General features: G+C 65.1%; 18 protein-coding genes. 15 read left to right on the top strand and 3 right to left on the bottom strand.

Going from position 1 to position 20,629, the window contains the following annotated elements:
- Nucleotides 1-78 precede the first annotated feature (78 nt).
- Nucleotides 79-1,392, top strand: coding sequence for a bifunctional folylpolyglutamate synthase/dihydrofolate synthase (locus tag ABEL04_RS00105; protein WP_375800334.1), 1,314 nt, complete (start codon nucleotides 79-81; stop codon nucleotides 1,390-1,392).
- 3 nt (nucleotides 1,393-1,395) lie between these two features.
- On the opposite strand, the gene ABEL04_RS00110 is transcribed toward ABEL04_RS00105, so the two are convergent.
- Nucleotides 1,396-2,436 (bottom strand): hypothetical protein, encoded by a 1,041-nt coding sequence (locus tag ABEL04_RS00110; protein ID WP_375800335.1) that lies wholly within the window; start codon nucleotides 2,434-2,436, stop codon nucleotides 1,396-1,398.
- A 448-nt stretch (nucleotides 2,437-2,884) separates the two neighbouring features.
- Between ABEL04_RS00110 and arsN2 the strand changes: the two genes are divergently transcribed.
- The 7 genes from arsN2 (at nucleotide 2,885) to thiL (ending at nucleotide 11,650) form a co-directional block, all read left to right on the top strand.
- Nucleotides 2,885-3,340: an arsenic resistance N-acetyltransferase ArsN2 gene (gene arsN2 / locus ABEL04_RS00115; protein WP_375800336.1), complete on the top strand. Its 456-nt coding sequence runs from the start codon at nucleotides 2,885-2,887 to the stop codon at nucleotides 3,338-3,340.
- Between the two features lie 254 nt (nucleotides 3,341-3,594).
- Nucleotides 3,595-4,821: an ArsA family ATPase gene (locus ABEL04_RS00120; protein ID WP_375800337.1), complete on the top strand. Its 1,227-nt coding sequence runs from the start codon at nucleotides 3,595-3,597 to the stop codon at nucleotides 4,819-4,821.
- Between the two features lie 98 nt (nucleotides 4,822-4,919).
- Nucleotides 4,920-6,464 carry a hydroxymethylglutaryl-CoA reductase gene (locus tag ABEL04_RS00125; protein WP_375800338.1) on the top strand — a complete coding sequence of 515 codons (1,545 nt, stop codon included), beginning with the start codon at nucleotides 4,920-4,922 and terminating at the stop codon, nucleotides 6,462-6,464.
- A gap of 153 nt (nucleotides 6,465-6,617) precedes the next feature.
- Nucleotides 6,618-8,153, top strand: a complete 1,536-nt coding sequence (locus ABEL04_RS00130; RefSeq protein ID WP_375800339.1) for a cellulose synthase family protein — start codon at nucleotides 6,618-6,620, stop codon at nucleotides 8,151-8,153.
- Nucleotides 8,154-8,286: 133 nt separating this feature from the next.
- Nucleotides 8,287-9,120 carry a tetratricopeptide repeat protein gene (locus tag ABEL04_RS00135; protein WP_375800340.1) on the top strand — a complete coding sequence of 278 codons (834 nt, stop codon included), beginning with the start codon at nucleotides 8,287-8,289 and terminating at the stop codon, nucleotides 9,118-9,120.
- Nucleotides 9,121-9,162: 42 nt separating this feature from the next.
- Nucleotides 9,163-10,356: an anhydro-N-acetylmuramic acid kinase gene (locus tag ABEL04_RS00140; protein ID WP_375800341.1), complete on the top strand. Its 1,194-nt coding sequence runs from the start codon at nucleotides 9,163-9,165 to the stop codon at nucleotides 10,354-10,356.
- 220 nt (nucleotides 10,357-10,576) lie between these two features.
- A complete protein-coding gene (gene thiL / locus ABEL04_RS00145; protein WP_375800342.1) occupies nucleotides 10,577-11,650 on the top strand; it encodes a thiamine-phosphate kinase in 1,074 nt (357 codons plus the stop codon).
- Nucleotides 11,651-11,672: 22 nt separating this feature from the next.
- Here the strand turns inward: thiL and ABEL04_RS00150 are convergent, their stop codons facing one another.
- Nucleotides 11,673-12,038 carry an Hpt domain-containing protein gene (locus tag ABEL04_RS00150; protein WP_375800343.1) on the bottom strand — a complete coding sequence of 122 codons (366 nt, stop codon included), beginning with the start codon at nucleotides 12,036-12,038 and terminating at the stop codon, nucleotides 11,673-11,675.
- 264 nt (nucleotides 12,039-12,302) lie between these two features.
- The gene (locus tag ABEL04_RS00155) at nucleotides 12,303-14,882 is read right to left on the bottom strand and encodes a zinc-dependent metalloprotease (protein ID WP_375800344.1); all 2,580 of its coding nucleotides are present in this window, start codon (nucleotides 14,880-14,882) and stop codon (nucleotides 12,303-12,305) included.
- Between the two features lie 283 nt (nucleotides 14,883-15,165).
- On the opposite strand from ABEL04_RS00155, the gene atpD reads away from it, so the two are divergent.
- The 7 genes from atpD to ABEL04_RS00190 all read left to right on the top strand — a co-directional run.
- A complete protein-coding gene (gene atpD / locus ABEL04_RS00160; protein WP_375800345.1) occupies nucleotides 15,166-16,668 on the top strand; it encodes a F0F1 ATP synthase subunit beta in 1,503 nt (500 codons plus the stop codon).
- Between the two features lie 100 nt (nucleotides 16,669-16,768).
- Nucleotides 16,769-17,218, top strand: a complete 450-nt coding sequence (gene atpC / locus ABEL04_RS00165) for an ATP synthase F1 subunit epsilon (protein WP_375800346.1) — start codon at nucleotides 16,769-16,771, stop codon at nucleotides 17,216-17,218.
- Nucleotides 17,219-17,364: 146 nt separating this feature from the next.
- Complete coding sequence (locus ABEL04_RS00170; RefSeq protein WP_375800347.1) at nucleotides 17,365-17,889, top strand: AP2 domain-containing protein; 525 nt, start codon at nucleotides 17,365-17,367, stop codon at nucleotides 17,887-17,889.
- Between the two features lie 477 nt (nucleotides 17,890-18,366).
- Entirely contained in the window at nucleotides 18,367-19,227 is an 861-nt protein-coding gene (locus tag ABEL04_RS00175) for a DUF350 domain-containing protein (protein ID WP_375800348.1), read from the top strand.
- A gap of 57 nt (nucleotides 19,228-19,284) precedes the next feature.
- Nucleotides 19,285-19,854, top strand: coding sequence for a hypothetical protein (locus tag ABEL04_RS00180; RefSeq protein WP_375800349.1), 570 nt, complete (start codon nucleotides 19,285-19,287; stop codon nucleotides 19,852-19,854).
- 104 nt (nucleotides 19,855-19,958) lie between these two features.
- Nucleotides 19,959-20,180, top strand: a complete 222-nt coding sequence (locus ABEL04_RS00185) for a hypothetical protein (protein WP_375800350.1) — start codon at nucleotides 19,959-19,961, stop codon at nucleotides 20,178-20,180.
- 106 nt (nucleotides 20,181-20,286) lie between these two features.
- Nucleotides 20,287-20,629 (top strand): hypothetical protein (locus tag ABEL04_RS00190; RefSeq protein WP_375800351.1); only part of this gene is annotated, 343 nt, incomplete at its 3' end.

The following is a 20,629-nucleotide window of genomic DNA, read 5'->3' on the forward strand; positions in this document are numbered from 1 at the left end:
TCCTCGGCGCGGATGCTCCCCCGGCGATGACCGCCGAACGCCCAATCGTCACCGCAAACCGCTCAACCCTCGACGCAGATGTCCGACGCCCTCGACCTTCTCCTGGATCTTCCCCAGTACGCAAACGTCGCCGATGACGCGTACGCGCCAGGATTGGACCGGATGGACGCGCTGGTCGACGCGCTGGGGAACCCCCACGAATCGCTGCGGGCCGTGCACGTGGCCGGCACGAACGGGAAGGGCTCAGTAGCCGCCATGACCGCGGCCATCGCCACCGCAGCGGGCCTGAAGACGGGCCTCCACACCTCTCCCCACCTCACACACGTCACCCAGCGGATGCGGGTGAACGGCACGCCCGCCCCTACCGACTGGCTCACCCACACGCTCGACGAGTACCGCGCCCTCGTCGAGCGACTCCAGCCCAGCTTCTTCGAGCTCACCGTTGCCCTCACCTTCCGCTACTTCGCCGAGCAGGCAGTGGACCTCGCGGTGGTCGAGGTGGGGTTGGGTGGACGGCTCGATTCGACGAACGTGCTCCACCCGGCCCTCTCGGTCATCACCCACGTCGATCTCGACCACACCGAGATGCTGGGCGACACGCTCGACGCCATCGCCCGCGAGAAGGCGGGCATCATCAAGCCCGGGACGCCCGCCCTCAGCGCCGTGACGCAGCCGGAGGCACAGGCCGCCATCACGGAGGTCGCCGCCCAGAAGAACGCGCCGCTCCACCGGCTCGACGACGAGGCGACCTGGCAGTCCCACCGAGCCGACCTCACTGGCAGCATCGTCAGCCTCGACACGCCCGCCCGCCACTACGACCGCCTCTCGCTATCGCTTCCGGGCCGCCACCAACAGCGAAACGCCGCGCTGGCCATGCGAGCCGCCGAGTTAACATTCCTGGCGGACACCAACGACGACACGGCGGACGCAGCAGCGCGGGACGGCCTCGGCGACGTGCGGGAATACACAGGCTTTCGGGGGCGTCTCGATGTGATTCAGCAGCAGCCCTCCGTCGTGGTCGACGTGGGACACAATCCCCCCGCCATTGCCGCGAGCCTCGACACCATCGCCCCTGCGGTGACCGACCGCGGCGGCACGTTGCATGTGTGTCTCAACGCGGTGCGGGGGAAGGGTCTCGACGAGACCGCCCGCCTACTGGCCGACCACGACGCCCACGTCATCCCCATCCCCATCCACACCGACCGCGCCATCCCGCCCGGCGAGATCGCTGAGCGGCTGCGGGCGCAGGGCGTCACCGTCCACGAACCGCAACCGCTCGCCGACGCCCTCGACGCCTTCCGGCGCACGGCCGCCCCCGAGGACGTCCTGCTCCTCATTGGCTCGCACAAGCTGGTGGAGGCCCTCCCAGACGAGCTTCACGACCTGGGATAGCCGTCAAAACGTGAGGTCGAGCGTGAGTCGGAGAAGCACGTCGGACCGGTTGTGTCGATTCGAGTTGCGGATCCAGACGTTCGGCACCACCTCGACGCTGGGGTGAGGCCGGTACGTGACGCCGGCCAGGAGGAGCGACTCGACGGGATCGACGTCGAGCGGATCCGTCGCGGGAGGCAACCGGAGGGTCCAGTCGGCCCGGGCCACCACGCCCCAGTTCTGCGTCACGTGGAGGTGTCCGAAGAGACTGGCCCCATACTCCCGAACCGACGTCGTGTCGGTCCGTGTAGTAGCCGCTCGGTAGCCCTTCAGCCCCACTCGAACGTCTTCTCCCTCGTAGCCCGCGAAGGCCGAGAGGCGCAGGCTGCGGTCCCGGTGGTCGCCGTGTGTCGCGTAATCGCCCCCGGCCGCGAGCACAATTCGCCCAGAAGGGCTCGCCGAGAGGCGGCCGTAGACGCGCTTGTTCTGGTTCTGCTCCGGTCGGGCGGCACTATTGTTGCCGTACATAAATGCGTACCGGACGGTGCCGTCGGCGAGCAGGGGGCCGTCGAGCCGAAGGCCAAAATCCCGAGAATCGACGACGCCACGCCGGTTCAGAATCGTTCTTTCCAGGCTCCGGTAGCCCCACACGTTGCTCGAAATTTCGAAGGCCGGTGGCTCGGTCACTCCCACCGTGGCGCTATGGCCGCCCCAGTACTGCCATTCCACCCACAGGTCCTTCACGAAGGGAATCGGACCACTAGGGCCCGTGGTCCCGTCATTCGCCTCCAGGCGCGCACGTCCCTTGAGACGACGCGACAATTGAAAGTCGAGGGTCAGGTACAGGCGCCGGTATGTCAAGCCGTGGAGCCCCTCCCGGGCCGAGTCCGGAACGGAGAGGGGATACGGAAGCACGCCCCGTACGGAATCCGGAGCCGACGCCGCGTAGAAATAGTCCCCGAAGGCCCGCCCGCTGAGGTCGATGGTCTGGCCGAGTACCGGTCGCCCCCCGACCACCGTCAGAAGTGCGAACAGAACCGCGAGGAGGCGTTGTACAGCCGGCATGAGAATAGATCGTCGACCTCGAATTTACGAGCTTACCAGAGAATGCCACACGGAAGCGCGGCATGGTTTGCTTTTTCACAATTTAGTTGAGAAGGGAGGAATTGCACCCGCAAATCGCAAACGAAAAGGGTGTGACGGAACGGTCTCTTCGGCTCCTAAATGCAGCCTCGACGACCCCCCACCGCCGGTCGGCTCGGAGTTGTACGTTGGGACCAAGCGGCAGAGCCCCCTGGTGCACGTCGCCCGTGTCCTCACAGTCCTTAGCGAGGAGCCACTGTGTGCGGGGCTCGATCGGCCGTGGGTCTGGTCGTCGCTCCCCGTGGACAGGACCGACGCAGAACCGTAGGGACGACCGCGCCCGCCGTCGCCATTGAACCACAGCGTCGGATTCGCCGTGTTGCAGGAGGAGGCGCCGAGCGACGGTTCTGCAATCAATCACGCCCGACCGATGGACATCCAGTCCGCCCCCCCTGAAGACCTCCGCGATATTCAGGATCTGCTCCGGGCAGTCGACCTGCCGGCCGAGGATCTCACGCCCGAGCACCTGGCCCACTTCCTCGTCGGGCGCGACGGACAGAGACTCGTTGGCGCTGTGGGAATAGAGCCCACCGGCGACGGAGCGCTGCTGCGCTCGCTGGCCGTGCGTCCGACGCATCAGGGCGAGGGAGTCGGAACGCGTCTCCTCGGGGCAATGGAGACGCAGGCACAGCACGGGGACGTAGAGACGCTGTACCTCTTGACGACCTCTGCGGCGTCCTTTTTCCGCCGCCACGGTTACGCGACGATGGAGCGGAGCGCCCTGCCCACGGCGATCCAGCAGACCGAGGAGGCCGCCCGGCTCTGCCCGGCCAGCGCCACGTGCATGCAGAAGTCCCTTGGGGCGACGGAGGAGACATGCTCCTAGTCGAGCTTGGGGCCTCAAGCCTTTCCCGATGGAGCCCGTCCGCTCCGGCCTCCGGTGCGTCGAGGAAGGGCCGCACTATTTCGGGGAACCCCGTCATCGCCAACGCCGTGATCAGTTCTGCCTCTAATCCGCATTCCCAGAATTTAAACATCTGAGGACCCCCCACGGGCCCGGAACGGCGATCGACTTTCCCTGCGCGTCGTTCCCATCCGGGAACAGAGTAGTACACGACCGACCTCTTGCCGCACGCCGCAATGCTTTTTTCGTCTGGCGACGACACGTCCCCCTTTGACGACACGCCCCGCGTCCTGCTCTTCACGGGCAAAGGAGGCACGGGCAAGACCACCTGCGCGGCCGCCACGGCCTTGCGCGCCGCCCGGCAGGGACAGAAGACGCTCGTCCTCTCCTCGGACCCCGCCCACAGCCTCGCCGACGCGCTCGACCAGGAGCTTGGCCCGGAGGCCCGGGAGGTGGCCGACAACCTGTTTGCGCAGGAGGTGGACCTCTACTACTCAATGAAAAAGCACTGGGGCAACATGCGCGAGCTGATGCTCACGGTGTTCCGGTGGCAGGGGGTCGATCAGATTGCCGCCGAGGAGCTTGCCGCCCTCCCGGGCATGAACGAGGGGTCGGTGCTGCTGTGGCTCGAGGAGGCACTCCGCGAGAAAGACTACGACCTCATCGTCGTAGACAGCGCGCCCACCGGCGAGACGCTCACCCTTCTTACGCTTCCGCAGGTCACGCAGTGGTGGCTCGCGAAGGCCTTTCCGTTCCAAAAGACCGCGGTCAAGTCGCTGGGCTTTGGCGTCCGCAAGACCACCGGGATCCCGCTGGACAAGGGCTACGAGGAACTGGAGGTCATCTTCGAGAAGCTGGAGCGCGTGCAGAAGGTGCTCGTGACCCCCTCGACGACGTCCATCCGCCTCGTCACGAACCCTGAGAAGATGGTGATCGAGGAGGCCCGGCGGGCGTATACGTATCTGCAACTCTACGGCTACGGCGTGGACAGCGTCATCGTCAACCGCGTGCTCCCGGCGGACAAGGTGCCGGACAACTCATTCTTCGAGGGATACTTGACCTCCCAGGAGGAGTATTTGGAGGAAATCGAGCAGAGCTTCCGTCCCCTCCCCATCCTCACCGTGCCCCATCTTGGCGAAGAGGTGTTCGGGCCCGGTCGTCTGGCCCGAATCGGCGGGGCCTTGTACACGGACCGGTCCCCGATGGCCGTGCTTCATGAGGGGGGCACCCTCGAGGTCGAGGCGGAGGGCGACGCGTACGTTCTCGTGTTTCCCCTCCCGTTTGTCGAGGAGGAGGAAGTCGACGTGCGCCAGCTCGGCGATCAGCTGGTCGTGCAGGTGGGCAACCAGCGGTCCAACCACATCCTGCCTAACTTCCTCCGCTACTACGCGTTGACGGCAGCCTCCCTGGAGGACGACCGGCTGCGCGTTCGCTTCGAGCCAGACGCCCAGCAGCAGGAGTGACCGGGAGCGGAAATGCGATGAACCCGCCGGGGTCTTTCTCGTTGGGAAGCTAACTGTGTTAATCTCGTCACCTCGCCCGACTGAGCCCTCCTTCGCTCATGTTCGTTCCCGGCGCACTTCTGAAGCGGCTCTACACCTTCGGCAGTCTCGAAAATACGGATCGCGGCGTCGAGTTTGCCCTCAAGAACCGTCTAAAGGACGCAACGCTGACGGGGCTCCACGACGTCAAGATCAACGGGGATTCAATTCCACTCGACAAGGTGCATCTCTTCATGGGAGAGGGGGAAACCTACTCGGCCGACGAAATCTCGGACGACAGTGCGATCGACTTTCCGCTGCGCCGGACCCTCCACATGCGGGCCAACGGGCTGTTCCTGGACACCGGCAAGCACGAGATTGAGCTCGTCTTTCAGGCCCAGCCGTTCGGTAGGCTCAGCTTCACGGTTGAAGACTCGGTTTCGGAGCAGGACGGGGCTGTCAAGCGCATTCCTCGGGACGAGGACGACAACTACAGTCAGAAGATCATCGACGAGCGGCAGCAGTTCATCGAGGACTACAGCGACACGTCGCTCGAGCACATCCCCCACTACTCGTTCGATCCGCACGATGCGGACGGCAATGTCGAGAACTTCACCGGTGTCGCCCAGATCCCCATCGGCTTTGCCGGGCCACTCACGGTGCAGGGCGAGCATGCGCAGGACGATTTTCTGATTCCCCTGGCCACCTCGGAGGGCACGCTCGTGGCCTCCTACAACCGGGGCATGAAGGTGTGCAACCTGAGCGGCGGCGTGGAGGCCACCGTGTCCGGCGATTGCATGCAGCGGGCGCCGGTTTTTGTCTTCGACACCGCCCGCGAGGCCCGGGACTTTACCCACTGGGTGGACGACCACATGGATGACGTGCGCGAGGAAGCGGAGTCGACGTCCAGCGTAGCCGAGCTGCTCCACATCAACTACTATCTGTCCAACCACTTCGCGTACCTGCGCTTCAACTACCGCACCGGCGACGCGGCGGGGCAGAACATGGTGGGCCGCGCCACCTTTGCCGCCTGCGGCTGGATTGTGGATCAGTATCCGGGCTCGGTCGAAAACTTCTATCTAGAATCGAACTTTGCGACGGACAAGAAGGCCTCGCAGGTGAACGTGATGCAGACCCGCGGCAAGCGCGTGACGGCCGAAGCGACGATCGACCGGGAAGCCCTGGTTCAGCACATGCGCGTGGAGCCCGAGAGCCTCCATCATCACTGGAACGTGTCGACCGTGGGGGCCTTTCTGTCCGGCGCTAACAACAACGGGGGACATTCCCCCAACGCCATCACGGCCCTCTTCATCGCCACGGGACAGGACGTGGCCAACGTCTCCGAGTCGTCGGCCGGCGTCTTGTACACAGACCTGACCGGCGACGGGGACCTGCACATTTCGCTGACCATTCCGTCGCTCATCGTGGCCACGTACGGCGGCGGCACCGGGCTCCCAACCCAGCGCGAATGCCTCAAGGTGATGGACTGCTACGGGCAGGGGAAGGTGCATCGGTTTGCCGAAATCGTGGCCGCGGCGACGCTTGCCGGAGAGCTCTCCCTCGGGGCGGCCATCTCGTCGTCCGACTGGGTCTCTAGCCACGAGACGTATGGGCGCAACCGGTGACTGCGTATGAGCGTGACTGCGTGTGGGAGTCCGGATGTATGAGGGGGCGAAAGTCAACGCCCCTTAATTTTCCAATCTTCAATTTGCCAACCTTCCCGCCTATCGACCTTCCCGCTTTTCGGCCTCTAATCTTCAACTTTTCCACCTTCAACCTTGATACTCGCTGTTCTTGAGGTGGCCGTCCCGGTGCTCTACGCGATTGCCATCGTAGTGCTCACCGCCTACGGAGGCAATCTCCTGTGGCTGTCCCTCTTTCACGCGAACAATGAAACGCTCCGCGAAGGCCCCGTACCGGATCCGGACGCCCTCCCCACTCCCGACGAGTCCTGGCCCACGGTAACGGTGCAGCTGCCTCTCTACAACGAAGCCGAGGTGGCCCACCGTCTCATCGACGCCTGCGTGAACCTCGACTATCCGCGCAGCAAGCTCGAAATTCAGGTGCTCGACGACTCAACCGACGAAACGGTGGAACGAGTGGCGCGGCGGGTCGCGCACTGGCAGGACCAGGGGGTCGACATCACCCACGTGCACCGCGACGACCGGACCGGATACAAGGCCGGGGCCCTCGCCAACGGACTGCGCCTCGCTCGCGGCGAGCTCGTCGCAATTTTCGACGCCGACTTTGTGCCCCACCCCGACTTCTTGCGCCGCATGATCCCACGTTTTTTTGGGGACGACGACCTCGGCATGGTGCAGGCTCGCTGGGGACACCTCAACCGGGACGACTCGCTGCTGACGAAGGTGCAGGCGTTCGGCCTCGATGCCCACTTTGCCATCGAGCAGCGCGTGCGGGAGCAATCCGACTGCTTCATGAACTTCAACGGGACCGCGGGCGTCTGGCGCCGCGCCTGTATCGAGGAGGCGGGGGGCTGGGAGCACGACACGCTCACGGAAGACCTCGACCTCAGCTACCGCGCGCAGCTCCAGGGATGGCGCTTCGAGTACGTACCGGCCGTGGAGGCCCCGGCCGAGTTGCCCCCCGACATGAACGCCCTCCGCTCCCAGCAATTTCGCTGGGCGAAGGGAGGCGTGGAGACGGCCCTGAAGCTGGTGGGGCGCCTCTGGCGGTCGGCCCAGCCGTGGCGGGTGAAGCTGGAGGGCACGTTCCACCTCACGGCCCACTTCGCCTTCCCCTTCATCCTGCTCGCCGCCCTTACCCACGCGCCTCTTCTGCTTCTGAAGGGGCTGGGCCACGGTCCGGGGGAGATCTATTTCGCCCTCATGGGCTTTGGACTGTTCGGCTTCGTCGGGTTTTTCCTGGCACAGCTCTTTGCCCAGCGGGCGCTCCATCCCGACTGGCAGTCCCGCCTGCAGCTCTTTCCGGTCTTCATGGCCGGCACGATGGGCCTGTCCCTCAGCAACACGAACGCCTTCTGGCAGGCCCTCCGCGGAACGGACACGGCCTTCATTCGCACGCCCAAGTACGGGGTCGGGGCCGACGACAGCTGGTGGCAGAGTCGGTACGCCATTGCTGAGCTGCCCCGCGTGGTGTGGGGGGAGCTGGGCCTCGCCGTGTACTCGACGGCTGGGCTCGTCGTCACGGTCGCCCTCGGCGAGTGGGCGGCGGTGCCGTTCCAGGCCCTGTTCGCCGCGGGGTTTATTCTGATCACCGTGTCGAGCCTGCGACAGGTGTTCGCGGTGCGACAGGATCGCACAGTCTCGGCTCCTGCCTCCTCGCCTGTGTCTTGAAACCGATCCGCCCCGTCATTCCGTTACACAGATGCTCTCGGGGTGCTTCTGAGCCCCCGCGCCCTGCTCGGCGCCGCCCGTGTACTGCGGGGCTTCCCTCTTCGCCTTCTCTCCTTCCCAGTGGCCTCTCCCCATGTCCCTGCCTGCCCTTGAGGAGCCACTCAAGCTGCTTGAGCAGAAGGAGATCGACGCCGCGATCGAGGTCCTTGAGCAGAAGGTGCGCAGGCTCCCCGCCCACCTTACGGCCCACGTGCTGCTCGCCCGTGCCTACGAGGCTCAGGAGCGGTGGGATCAGGCCCTGCGGTCGTGGGGGAACGCGTACGTGCTGCTGCCGAACAGTCCGATCGTGGAGCAGGGCAAGAAGCGTGTGCTCCGGCGCATGGACGACGCGGAGGAAAGCTCGGACCGCTCGGCAATTGTCGCCGGACTGGAGGCCCGGCTCGCATCAGGCGAGTCTTCCCTGGAGCAGGACGAGGACCCCGACACGGAGGCGACCTCCGAGGAGGGCTCAGCGACGACAGGGGAGAGTGACGACCTCGCCCAGTTGCGTCGGTGGGCCGAAAAGGAAGCCCGGCAGGGAGGGGCCCGCCCGGACCTCCCCGACAAGCCGTCCCCGAGCGGACCTTCGTCGTCCGATGAGCCGCCCTCCACGCCTGAAGAGCAGATCGAAAAGTTCGAAGAGGAGAGCTCGGACGCGGATCTAGAAGGTCTCATCGAGGACCTTGAGTCGGCGCGGGTTGACCCGGACCCGGACGCCGGGGACGCTCCTCCGCCTGAGCCCGAGGACGACACGCAGGACATGGTCTCGGAGACCCTGGCGCAAATCCACGAAAGCCAGGCGAACTACCAGGAAGCGGCCCGCATCTACGGCGAGCTCGCGTCGCAGGAACCGGACCGGGCCGACGAGTTCCGGCAGAAGGCCGCCGAGATGCGTGAGCTGGCCGACACGACCGACGAGGGGGAGTAATTTCTGCCGCCGTGTGTTCCCGTTCTGGATGATGCCTTCTCGATGGACGCCCTCCTCCAACTCCGCCGCCGGTCGCCCCGTGTAGTCGTCGGGCTCATGTCCGGCACCTCGCTCGATGGGGTCGACGCCGCGCTCGCCCGCCTCTCCGGCAGCGGCACGGACCTCACTGTCGACTCCGACGGATTCGTCCATGTGCCCTATCCGAAAGCGCTGCGAACCCTCCTGCGCCGCAATGCGGCACCGGAGTCCTCGTCCGTCCGCGACCTTGCGCGGCTCGACGTTCGTCTAGCCGGCGTGTACGCCGAGGCTGTGGACAGCGTGTTGGCGGACGCCGGGCGCAGTCGCGAGGCGCTCGACCTCGTGGGCTCCCACGGCCAGACCGTGCAGCACCTCCCCGATCCTGCCAACTGTGCAGGCGAGGAGGTCCGCGCGACCCTGCAGATCGGCGAGCCGTCGACCCTGGCCACCGAGCTGGGCGTGCCCGTGGTGGGCAACTTTCGTCCGTCCGACATGGCGCTCGGGGGGCAGGGTGCCCCGCTCGTCCCGTACTTCGACCACGTCACCTTCACCGATCCGGAGGAAGACCGCGGGCTGCTCAATCTCGGCGGCATCGCCAACCTCACGGTGCTGCCCGCTGGAGGAACGCCGGATGACGTGCGCGCCTTCGACACCGGCCCGGCCAACATGGTGATCGACGCCCTCGCCGAGCGCCTTTTCGACGCTCCCTACGATCCCGACGGCCAGCACGCCGACGCCGGTACGCCCGACCATGACTTCCTGGCCGACCTGCTGGAGGGCGATTTCTACCGGCGGGAGCCGCCCAAATCTACCGGCCGTGCTGACTTTGGGGCGGACTACGTGGACCACCTGCTCGGTGCTGCGCAGTCCCGGGGCCTGAGCGCCGAGGACACGATGGCCACGGCCACCCTCCTCACCGCCGCCTCCGTCTATCAGGCCTACGCGCAGTACGTGCGCCCCGACCAGTCCATCGATGTCCTCATCGCCAGCGGTGGGGGCACACACAACGATGCGCTCATGCGGATGCTACGCGACGCCTTTGCGCCAATCCCCGTTCGCACTGCCGCCGACTACGGGGTGGACGCCGACGCGAAGGAGGCCCTCTGCTTCGCCGTCCTCGCTCATGAAACCGTCAACGGCGTGCCCACCAATCTGCCGTCGGTGACCGGCGCGTCGAGACGCACGCTTCTGGGGTCGATCAGCGTGCCGGGGCCGTGAGCCCACGCCGACTCTTCGTCGGCTGCCCCCGTCCAACACCTCGGGGGAGGCAGGGAGTTGCAGGCCGCCTTGCCGCTTTCTTTCCGCGGCGGCCCGGCGTCCCAATCAAAAAGCCGACGAAAGGACCTTCCTCCCCGCGTCGTTCCGCAAACACGCCTTCGCGCCTGGGATATGCGTACTTTGGCGCCTCTTCCTCCTCTCGACTCAACGCCTTCTTCCCATGGAAGCCCACGAGCATCCGCAGCAAACCGCCATCTCCGAGATTGGCGAGTTCGGCCTCATCGCCCACATGCGCGACACGCTCGGTGAGCCGGAGGCCGACTCGGTCGTCTCGGGCGTCGCCGACGACGCGGCCGTGTACCGCGTCGATGACGGGCAGGTGCATCTCCTCACCACGGACATGCTCGTGGAGGGCATCCACTTCGACCGCGCATTTATGCCGTTGGAGCACCTCGGGTTCAAGGCCCTGTCGGTGAACGTAAGCGACATCGTGGCGATGAACGCAGCCCCGCGCTACGCCACGGTGTCGGTCGGCATTCCGCAGAACACGTCCGTCGAGATGGTAGAGACGATCTACGAAGGCCTCGATCAGGCCTGCGGCGCCTACGACGTGACCATCGTGGGGGGCGATACAGTTGCGGCCCACGGACTGACGCTCTCCGTGTCGGTCGTCGGGGCGGCGGCGGAGAGCGATGTCATTTACCGCGAGGGGGCTCAGGTGGGCGACAAGGTGTGCGTCACGGGAGACATCGGGGCCTCCTTCGCGGGCCTGAAGGTGCTCCTGCGCAACCGCGAGCGCCTCGAGGAGGAGGGAGAGGATTTTGACCCCAAGCTCGATTCGTACTCGTACGTCATCCGTCGCCACCTTGCTCCGCCCGCCCAGCTTAAAGCAATCCGCGAGTGGGCCGACGCTGGGGCCCAGCCACACGCGCTCATCGACATTTCGGACGGGCTTGCCGCTGAGGTTCACCACATCTGTGAGGCCAGTGGCGTGGGGGCCCAGCTCTACGAGCCCGCCCTGCCCATCGACCCGGAAACCCGAAATGTGGCTACCGACTTCGGCGAAGACGTGAGCGTCTACGCCCTCTTTGGGGGGGAGGACTACGAACTCGTCTTCACGATGCCGGAGGACGATCTCGATGCTCTCGACCCGCAAACCTACAACGTGGTGGGGGAAGTCGTAACGCCCGACGATCCGGACGATCCTGTTCTCCTCCAGCGAGCCCACGGTGAGAATGTCCCGCTACAGCCGGACGGCTTCGAGCACTTCGACGACTCGCCTCCTCAGCAGTAGTTCGGTCGTCGAGCGGACGCTCCTACGAGCCGGACGCCTCCTGGCACTCCGCTTTGAGTGCGTTGAGCTCCTCCTTGAGGCGTTCGATCTCGTGATCGAGCGTCTCCAGGGCAGACTCTGCCTCCGTAAAATCGGCCGAGCGCCCCATCTCCTCCAGCACGGTCGCTGCCTCGCATGCGGGCTGGGCCCGGAGGCTTCCGGTGGCGCCCTTCAGCCCGTGTGCCTCCCGTTTTAACGTCTCCGCGTCCTCGTCCTCCACCGCCTCCCGGATGGCCCCCATGTAGCTCGGACAGTCGTCGAGGAACGAGTTGATAATCGTCACGACGAGGTCGGGATCTCCGTCCAGAAGCTCGACGAGTGCGTTGCGATCAACGGGAGGCGTGGCCATGAAGGATTCCATCTGTCGGCTGGGAGTCGAGGGGACGCCAAGTTATACGGAATCCGAGTCGCAAAACGTCTCACGCCAGACTTGGCTCAAAATCCTACGCCTAGGGTTCAGACAGTAGGAGCCAGACTCCGTATCGTATCTTATTGTTTCCCCTGCTCTCTACACGCAAGAAGCATGCAAGAAATGGATCAGGCCCGTCCTTCGGCCTGATATTTTGGGCGCCATTCTAATGGAGGCGGGTCCCCACTGCGAGCCTCGGGCTCGTCACGGACGCTGCTGGGAACAGGCGTCTGGGCTGGGCCCCCAACGGTCGAGCCAGACCTGTCGCTGAACGTGGCGCTGATGATAGCCTGGCGCGTGTCCGATTGGGGAGCCCGGTGGGGCGTCGAGGGCCGCGGGGCGCGTTGTCGTGTCGCGGGAGCGGTTCAGGAACCGCTCGATGGCCATTCGAACCGACGTTCGGTGCGCCTGTGCTTCCGACGTCGATCCCGGATGGGCGTTGAGCCAGTCCCGCAGGGCACGCAGGTGCTGTGTCATCCGGGCACGCACGGCCGGGGCGATCTCGGCGGTGTCGGCCCGGTCGAGCAGGACGTCGGCCCACGCCTGTTGCACCGTCCGCTGCAGTTCAGCGCGATAGGCGTCGTCCGGCGTCTCCGCCTTCCACACGGCGTCCGTGATCCGGGTGAGCGTGGCTCGAAGCCCCGGGAGCTCGGCGTTGGCGTCGTGCTGCTCGACGAGTCGCATGGCCCGCTCCGGCACCGTGAGGGCGTCGAGCACCATCGTAGCTGCTACCTCCGCGGGGGCGTAGGGGTCAAACGTCGGGCCGGTGCGCCCCTCGAAGAGCTCCCGGTTGGACGGATGACCGGGGGGCCGCGGCGGAATGTGCTCCCGGGCGGCCTCCGGCAGGGCCAGGGCCGAGGGGGTGATCGTCGAGAGGAGGGCGTCGAGCGCCGCTGTTTGCCGATCCGCCGGCACAGGCCTTGACAACGCCGGGTCCTTCTCCCCCCGTACGGCATACTCGTACGTCTCACCGCCCACGAGCTTCGCGGTCGCCTCGACCTGGTAGCGGTGCCGCAGGTAAAGCGGCACAAGCACCTCCTCCATGCGCGCGAGGGGCTCGCTGCTCTTCACGACGGTCTCTCCGAAACGGTCGAGCGCCACGTCGCGCACGTTCATCTCCCGGTCGAGCGCCTGCACCATGTTGCTCCCGTTGTCCCACAAATTCGACTTCGGATGGGCGGCACCGGCCGGCCGTGCGTCCGCGTCGGTGATGTAGCGAAGGCCCTTGCGTTCGGCGTCCCGGATGATGCTGTCGAGCAGCTCGGCCTCGGTCTGATTGGGCCCCGGCCGGGCGTAGGCGTAGCGGATCGCCATCTTGTCCCACCGCTCCACGCCGGTGTCGTAGGCTTGATCGAGCGAGATCGAGTCCCCCTCCACGCGGGCGAGGGGCGCCGGATAGTCCATCACAGAAGCCCGATTGTTGACCGACGCCGCGAAGTTGTGTGCGAGGCCGAGCGTGTGGCCGACCTCGTGCGCCGACAGCTGACGGATCCGGGCTAGGGCCATCTTCAGCATCGGGTCCTCCTGGTTCGGGAACCCGTCGGCGTGGGCGCCCTGATACGGAGCCAGCATGCCCTCGGCCAGCAGATAGTCCTGTCGCACACGCTGTGAGCCAAGGGTGACGTGCCCCTTCAGGATCTCGCCGGTCCGGGGGTCCGTGACGGAGTCCCCGTAGCTCCAGCCCCGCGTGCGCCGGTGGACCCACTGGATCACGTTGTAGCGCACGTCCATCGCGTCGGCGGTGTCCGGGAGCATCTTGACGCGGAAGGCGTCCTCGTAGCCGGCCGCCCGGAACGCCTCGGCCCACCACCGCGCCCCGTCGAGCAGGGCACTGCGGACCGGCTCGGGCGTGCCGGGATCGAGGTAGTAGACGATCGGCTCCTCCGGCGGACAAAGGCCGTCGTCCGCGGGAGGCGCCGCGCAGTGGAGCCGGTGCCGATGTATGACGCGCTGGGCCATCGATTCCCCGATGGGCGTCGCGTAATCCTTGTACTTGTTGTAGAAAAGCCCCGATCGCGGATCAAAGGGGCGCGGCGAGTAGCCCGACGTGTCGGGCAACTCGATGAGCGAGTGGCGCACGTGGAGCGTCACCGAACGGGGGTCGGCGGCCGTCTGCTCCACGTACTCGCCCGGATCGCCGTCCGTCGTGAAGGTGAGTCGCGCCTCCAGCTCGGTGTTCTTCGGAAAGGCCTTCACGTTTTTGAGGTACGGTGCGCTACGACTCTTTTCAAGCGAATACGAGCCCTGGTCGGTTTCCTTGAGGCGGCGAGCCACCCCGTGGGCATCGCGCACGACAAAGTCCGTGGCGTCAACCAGCACGTGCCCGTTCTCTCCCTCCGCCGCAACCTCGAAGCCCCACACGACGCCCGGCGCGAAGGCCTCCCGCACGGCTTCGCGCTCCTCCGGATTGTCCGTAGAGGCGCGGTAGTCGAGGTTCGGCTCGACGAGGAGCACCTTCGGGCCGGTCCGTTCGAAGCGGACGACCCGCTGCGTACCGAGCTGGCCGCGGTCGAGGCCCACGGGGTTCGAGCCGAGCCCGGTGGGCAGGGACGTAAGGTAGAGAACCTCCGTGTCGAGCCGAGGGATCTCCAGCCACAGTTTGCCGGTCTTCGAGTCCCAGTAGACCGGGAAGTAGCCGTCAATCTTCTTCATCCCCTCGGTCTTCTCGGCGATGCTGGGCAGCGGGTCCGCTTCCGCATCCTGAGATTGGGCCCGCGCTCCTCCGGCGAGACCAAGTGCAAGCAGCACGATGAGGAGGCCGGTCCGAACGTGGGGACACATCATAACGGGAAGGGGACTTCTTCCAAACAGCAGATTCGAACGTCGTGCGGGAACGCACGCGATAGCTGAATTTACGAAATCCTGTACCAAAAAAGCGAGCGTTCCCCGCGGTTTAGAATTCCCGGATTCTTTGCGGTGCGACTGTGGAATTCTCACCCGCTGCGTGCGCATTTGCCTCCAGTGCTTGGTACGTTGAGGTGTTGCGCATCCTCTTGCCAGCTACACCGGCCTGCGGGGGGAGCCACACCCGATTCCTCTATCCTCATCGAACAACCGACCGCTCTCCATGGAAGTAGGAGCCAATGAAGTCAAGGGCGAAATTGTCGAGGTCGTCGGTCCGGTCGTCGACGCCGAGTTTCCCGCCGATGGCGTTCCCGACATTCTAGATGCTCTTCGCGTTGAGCGCGAGGACGGAGACACGCTGACCCTGGAGGTGCAGCAGCACCTTGGGGAGCGGCGCGTCCGTGCCATCGCCATGGACTCAACCGGTGGCCTGCAGCGCGACCAGGAAATTATCGCCACGGGTCAGCCGATCGCTGTACCGATCGGTGAGGAAATCCGCGGGCGTCTCTTCAACGTAGTCGGGGAGCCGATTGACGGCCTGCCCGAACCGGACGTTGACGAGTACCGCCCCATTCATCAGGATCCGCCCGAGTTCGACGAACTCGCCGGCTCGCAGGAGGTTCTGGAGACGGGGATCAAGGTGATGGACCTGATTCAACCGGTCCCGAAAGGCGGGAAGGTTGGGCTCTTCGGCGGGGCTGGGGTCGGAAAAACGGTGCTCATCATGGAGCTCATTAACAACATTGCCAAGGCGCACGAGGGCCTCTCGGTCTTCTCGGGCGTCGGTGAGCGCACCCGCGAGGGCAACGACCTGCTCCGCGAGATGATTGAGGCCGGCGTGATGACGTACGGGGAGGAGTTCCGAGAGTCGATGGAGGCAGGGGGCTGGGACCTCGACAAGGTCGACTTCGACGTGATGCAGGAGGAGAGTAATATCTCACTCGTCTTCGGCCAGATGAATGAGCCGCCGGGCGCTCGGGCTCGCGTGGGCCTGACGGGCCTCACCATTGCGGAGTACTTCCGCGACCTCGGCGGGCGCGACGTGCTCTTCTTCCTCGACAATATTTTCCGCTTTGTGCAGGCGGGGCAGGAGATGTCGGCGCTCATGGGCCGCATGCCGAGCGCTGTGGGGTACCAGCCGACCCTCAGTAGCGAGATGGGCGACCTGCAGGAACGTATTACCTCCACGCAGGAGGGCTCCATTACCTCCTTCCAGGCCGTTTACGTGCCGGCCGACGACCTGACGGACCCGGCCCCGGCCACCACCTTTGCCCACCTCGACTGCACGACGGTGCTCTCGCGCCAGTTGGCCACGCAGGGCATCTATCCGGCCATCGACCCGCTCGACTCCACGAGCCAGATGCTCAACGAGCGGGCCCTCAGCACGGAGCATTACGAGACCGCCCAGGCGGTGAAGGAGATCCTGCAGCGGTACGAGGAGCTGCAGGACATCATCGCCATCCTCGGAATGGATGAGTTGAGCGACGAGGACAAGCAGGCCGTAAACCGTGCCCGTCGTGTCCAGCGCTTCCTCAGCCAGCCGTTCTTCGTGGCCGAGCAGTTCACCGGCCAGCCCGGCAAGTACGTCCCCATTGAGGAGACCATCCGGGGCTTCCGCATGATCCTCGACGGTGAGCTCGATCATCTGCCCGAGCGGGCCTTCCTGCTGAAGGGCACGATCGACGAAGTCATTGAGGAGGGAGAGAAGATGCGTGAGGAGGAATAACGTCAGTGTGGAACGTGAACCGGTTCGTTCGTCGCTTGGCTCTGCACGGCGCTGCCCCTCTCCCATTTGGTACTCGCAACCCGCAACCCGACGTTGATCCATGCCCGATGAGTTGAATGTTGACATCGTGACTCCGGATAAGCACACCTTCCAGGGCCCGGCCACTGGTGTGCGCGCACCGGGCACAGAGGGGGCCTTCGAGGTGCGCAAGGATCACGCCCCCATGGTCGCCGCCTTCGGCATCGGCCCCCTGATTGTGAAGACGACGGCCGCCCACGAGTACGCCGACATGCACGATGACCGCATCGTCTTTGCCACGAGCGGGGGCTTTCTGGAGATCTTAAACAACAACGTGACGGTGCTGGCGGAAACCGTAGAGCCAGCGTCGGAGATTGACGTGGAACGGGCCGAGAACGCTGAAGAGCGAGCCCTTCGTCGTCTCGAAGAGGGGGTGAAGGGAGAAGAGCGCGAAAAGCACGAAGCGGCCCGCGAGCGAGCCCGCAATCGTCTGCGCGTAGCGATGGGCAAGGTGGGAACCCGTCGGTCGTAGCCGGTCCTCCAGGGGCCTCATCTCTCTCCCCTGATCTCCCCACCGTCACCGGGCACCGTGCCGGAGATCCGGCCCGTACAAACACCTTTGCTGAGGACCCCAGACCCCGGATCTGCATCTCCCGCCAGGACTTCCTCCTGTCCGCCATGGAGAAAAAGAAGAACCTTTTCCGCATTGATACCGGCCGCACGCACGGCTGGCAGGTTCGCATCATCCGCAACGGCGAGCGGCACACCAAACTCTTCTCGGACAAAAAGTACGGCGGCAAGGAGTCGGCCTACGAGAAGGCGTTGGCGCACCGCAACGAGATGCTCGAGGAGCTTCCCGATCTGCCCGATGAGGGCCCGCTTCACACCGATGAGGTGCACGAGCGCCGCTGGGAGGCCGTCACCCGCACCGGCGTGAAAGGGATCGGGTTCACGATGACGACCTACAGCCGGGCCACCGACGCGAAGCGGCCCTACATTACCGCCCACTGGCCCGGCGAGGACCGGTGGCGCTGCACGAGCTTCTCCATCGTGAAGCATGGCCTGCGGGGGGCCCTCAACGAGGCGGCCGAGACACTGGTTGAGCACGCCGATCCCGACCTCACGGCGGAGGAAATGGTCGACACGGCCCGCCCGGCGGTGGAGTCATTGTTAAAGAAACACGACGTGGCGGACGCGGTCTGAGCGGCGACCGTGCGGGCCTCGGCGGAATGGTCCTCGGTCGTTTCCTGCCGGCTCCACGCTCTGATAGGTAGCGGCGAGTGTGAGGAGACAGAAAGAGCACTGGGCTGCCGGGTCGGTGCTCCAGCCCGGAGTCCGAGGAGGTAGAGACCCCCCCGAAGTGCCGTAGCGTGAGGGTGTGAGCCGTCCTCATCCACGTCACCCTGGGGAGGAAGTCCATGTCGGACACCACGTTGCCATTCTCGCTTGCCGAGGGTAACGAAACCAATCCACCACAGCCGGGCCTTGGACCTGATCGACAGCTCTACATCGAAAATCAGGCCCTGAATCTCTCTTGAAGTCCCTGCCGTCCCTTTCTATACTGTAACGGCAGATCGTCGCATCGGGGGGGGGCGGCCGCTGCTGACAGATCGGCCGGGACCAGGCTCTAGCCTGCCGGACAGACCCTCAGCGCTTTTCTCTCAACCGCCGGTCATCGCCATGAATCTGCCCACCGTCAGCGAAGCGACTGTGCAGGCCCTCGTCTCCGGCACCTGCTTTGTGATCCTGTTCGCCGTTGTCTTCATGATTGGGCGGTGGGCCAACCGCATGATCACGTCCTACGACATTGAGGAGGTGCTCACCGAGGAGGACAATCCCGCCCTGGCCGTCAGCCTCGCCGGCTACTACCTGGGGATCGTGATCATCTACGTGGGGGCCCTGCTGGGACCGTCGCACGGCCTGCAGACCGACCTGCTGCTCGTGGGGGGCTACGCGCTGGGCGGCATCCTCTTGCTCCTCCTCTCGCGCTACCTCAACGACAAGCTCATCCTGACCGGCTTTTCGGCCGACAAGGAGATCCTGGAAGATCGAAATCCAGGGACCGGGGTGGTGCGCTTCGGGAGCTACGTCGCCTCGGCGCTCATCGTGGCCGGGGCCGTGCACGGAGAAGGCGGGGGGCCGCACACCGCCCTGGCGTTCTACGCCCTCGGCCAGGTGGCCCTCCTCCTGTTCTTGTGGCTGTACGATTTCATGACGCCCTACTCGCTGCAGGACCAAATTGAGCAGGACAACTTCGCGGCGGGCATCGGGTTTAGCGGGGCGCTCGTGGCCATCGGCCTCATCATCATGCGCGCCGTCTCGGGCGACTTCATCGGGTGGGTGGGGAACCTGCGCATCCTCGGGCTCAACCTGCTCGTCATCTTCGTATACCTCGTCGGCGTCCGGTTCTTCTTCGACAAGATGATGATCCCGGAATCCGACCTGAACGTGGAGATCGTGCGGGACCGGAACGTAGGGGCCGGTCTCCTCGAGTTCGCCGTGTCCGTGGGCTTCTCGGGGGTGCTGTTCTTCGTGCTGTAATCCGGAGGCCGTTCTTCCCAGCGGATCCCTGTTCTTCGAACGCGTCCGATTGGTGCCATGAAAGAGTCGACCCGCAGTACCTTGGTAAGCGTGGGCAAGGTGCTGATGCTCTTCGGGGTGGTCTGCTACCTGACGTCCTGCGTGATGGACATGAACACCGGGCTGGAGGTTAATGAAACGCTGCCGGCCACGGGGGGAACCATCGGCCCCGTGCAGGTGGAAGAGCCCAACACGGTACTGCACTTCACCATCCGGCAGACCATCGATCAGGGGGGCAGTACCTTCAAACGGTGGAGCTTTATCACTACGGAGGTTCTCAACAAGGAGAAGCAGTACCTGACGGGGTTCGGGGGCGAGCTCTGGCACGAGGCTGGATACAATAGCGAGTACTGGCGCGAGAGCAAGCATTCCTTCAACGCGAAGATGACCCTTCCGGACGCCGGCACCTACTATTTCCGGTTCAAACAGGAGTCGGACGTGCAGCCGAGTGAGCTTTCGCAGATCAAGGTTGAGATGGCGGGAGACTTGGGCAGTTCGCTTCCCCACTACGTTGCGGGCATTCTGGGACTCATCCTCGGGGCGTTTCTCTGGGTGAGGGGGAAGGCTCGGTCGACCGAGGAAGTATAGAAGTAGACCGTCGAGTTCGGGGCGGAGGACAACTTGGGAAGAGACGAAAAGCGATGGCTCGCCGCGCACAGCATGCTATATCATAATCAACGCCTAGACGCGTCATGTGGCAGGAATACCGGAGTGTCATTCTCGTGGGAGGTGCTCTCGTCCTGGTGTACCTTTTCCTCTTCTCCTGTAGCTTCCGAGGGTACGGATACCTCGGCCACGACGGGTACACCAGCGGTCCGTCGTTCATATACATGGGGGGACCCAGTGGCTACTATCCGTCCCGTACGGTCCGGGGCACTGGAGGGCGCGGGGGCGGTCCTCGGGGTGGAAAGTGACGCGTGCAGCCCAGGGAACGCTTCCGAGCAGGGACGCTGAACGGGAGGATGTGCTCCTCTCGCCTCCTCGCAATCGAATGCTACGGCAGGTATAGCCTTGGACAGCATGGGAGAAGGATGTGCGAAGTACGGGTGCGGGTGCCTCTTTTTGGGCCCGTTCATCGTAGGCGTACCTCTTCTGCTTGCGGGGCTGGCACTCGACGGAGTCTTTTCGGTCCTGGAGGTGCTCGTCGTCCCCCTTTTCCTCGTGGTGCCGGCGGGCATCTTGGGACTGGTCTTGGGCAAGCTCTTCTCCTTCGAACCGGAGACGTGTCGCTGGTTCGGGACCGTCGGCACGGGGCTGATCGGATTTGCCGTCCTGGCCTTGATCACGTCTGTGGGGCTGACCCTGCGGCCGGGCGGCTTTTCGACGACGAAGCAGGTGCCGCCGGAGGGAGGGCTGGTCGGGC

The organism is Salinibacter sp. (assembly GCF_042218895.1).
Classification (GTDB): Bacteria; Bacteroidota; Rhodothermia; order Rhodothermales; family Salinibacteraceae; genus Salinibacter.

Coding starts and splice junctions, on each gene's coding strand:
- ABEL04_RS00105 (WP_375800334.1), top strand. CDS start 79: ATGTCCGACGCCCTCGACCTTCTCCTGGATCTTCCCCAGTACGCAAAC.
- ABEL04_RS00110 (WP_375800335.1), bottom strand. CDS start 2,436: ATGCCGGCTGTACAACGCCTCCTCGCGGTTCTGTTCGCACTTCTGACG.
- arsN2 (WP_375800336.1), top strand. CDS start 2,885: ATGGACATCCAGTCCGCCCCCCCTGAAGACCTCCGCGATATTCAGGAT.
- ABEL04_RS00120 (WP_375800337.1), top strand. CDS start 3,595: ATGCTTTTTTCGTCTGGCGACGACACGTCCCCCTTTGACGACACGCCC.
- ABEL04_RS00125 (WP_375800338.1), top strand. CDS start 4,920: ATGTTCGTTCCCGGCGCACTTCTGAAGCGGCTCTACACCTTCGGCAGT.
- ABEL04_RS00135 (WP_375800340.1), top strand. CDS start 8,287: ATGTCCCTGCCTGCCCTTGAGGAGCCACTCAAGCTGCTTGAGCAGAAG.
- ABEL04_RS00140 (WP_375800341.1), top strand. CDS start 9,163: ATGGACGCCCTCCTCCAACTCCGCCGCCGGTCGCCCCGTGTAGTCGTC.
- thiL (WP_375800342.1), top strand. CDS start 10,577: ATGGAAGCCCACGAGCATCCGCAGCAAACCGCCATCTCCGAGATTGGC.
- ABEL04_RS00150 (WP_375800343.1), bottom strand. CDS start 12,038: ATGGCCACGCCTCCCGTTGATCGCAACGCACTCGTCGAGCTTCTGGAC.
- ABEL04_RS00155 (WP_375800344.1), bottom strand. CDS start 14,882: ATGATGTGTCCCCACGTTCGGACCGGCCTCCTCATCGTGCTGCTTGCA.
- atpD (WP_375800345.1), top strand. CDS start 15,166: ATGGAAGTAGGAGCCAATGAAGTCAAGGGCGAAATTGTCGAGGTCGTC.
- atpC (WP_375800346.1), top strand. CDS start 16,769: ATGCCCGATGAGTTGAATGTTGACATCGTGACTCCGGATAAGCACACC.
- ABEL04_RS00170 (WP_375800347.1), top strand. CDS start 17,365: ATGGAGAAAAAGAAGAACCTTTTCCGCATTGATACCGGCCGCACGCAC.
- ABEL04_RS00175 (WP_375800348.1), top strand. CDS start 18,367: ATGAATCTGCCCACCGTCAGCGAAGCGACTGTGCAGGCCCTCGTCTCC.
- ABEL04_RS00180 (WP_375800349.1), top strand. CDS start 19,285: ATGAAAGAGTCGACCCGCAGTACCTTGGTAAGCGTGGGCAAGGTGCTG.
- ABEL04_RS00185 (WP_375800350.1), top strand. CDS start 19,959: ATGTGGCAGGAATACCGGAGTGTCATTCTCGTGGGAGGTGCTCTCGTC.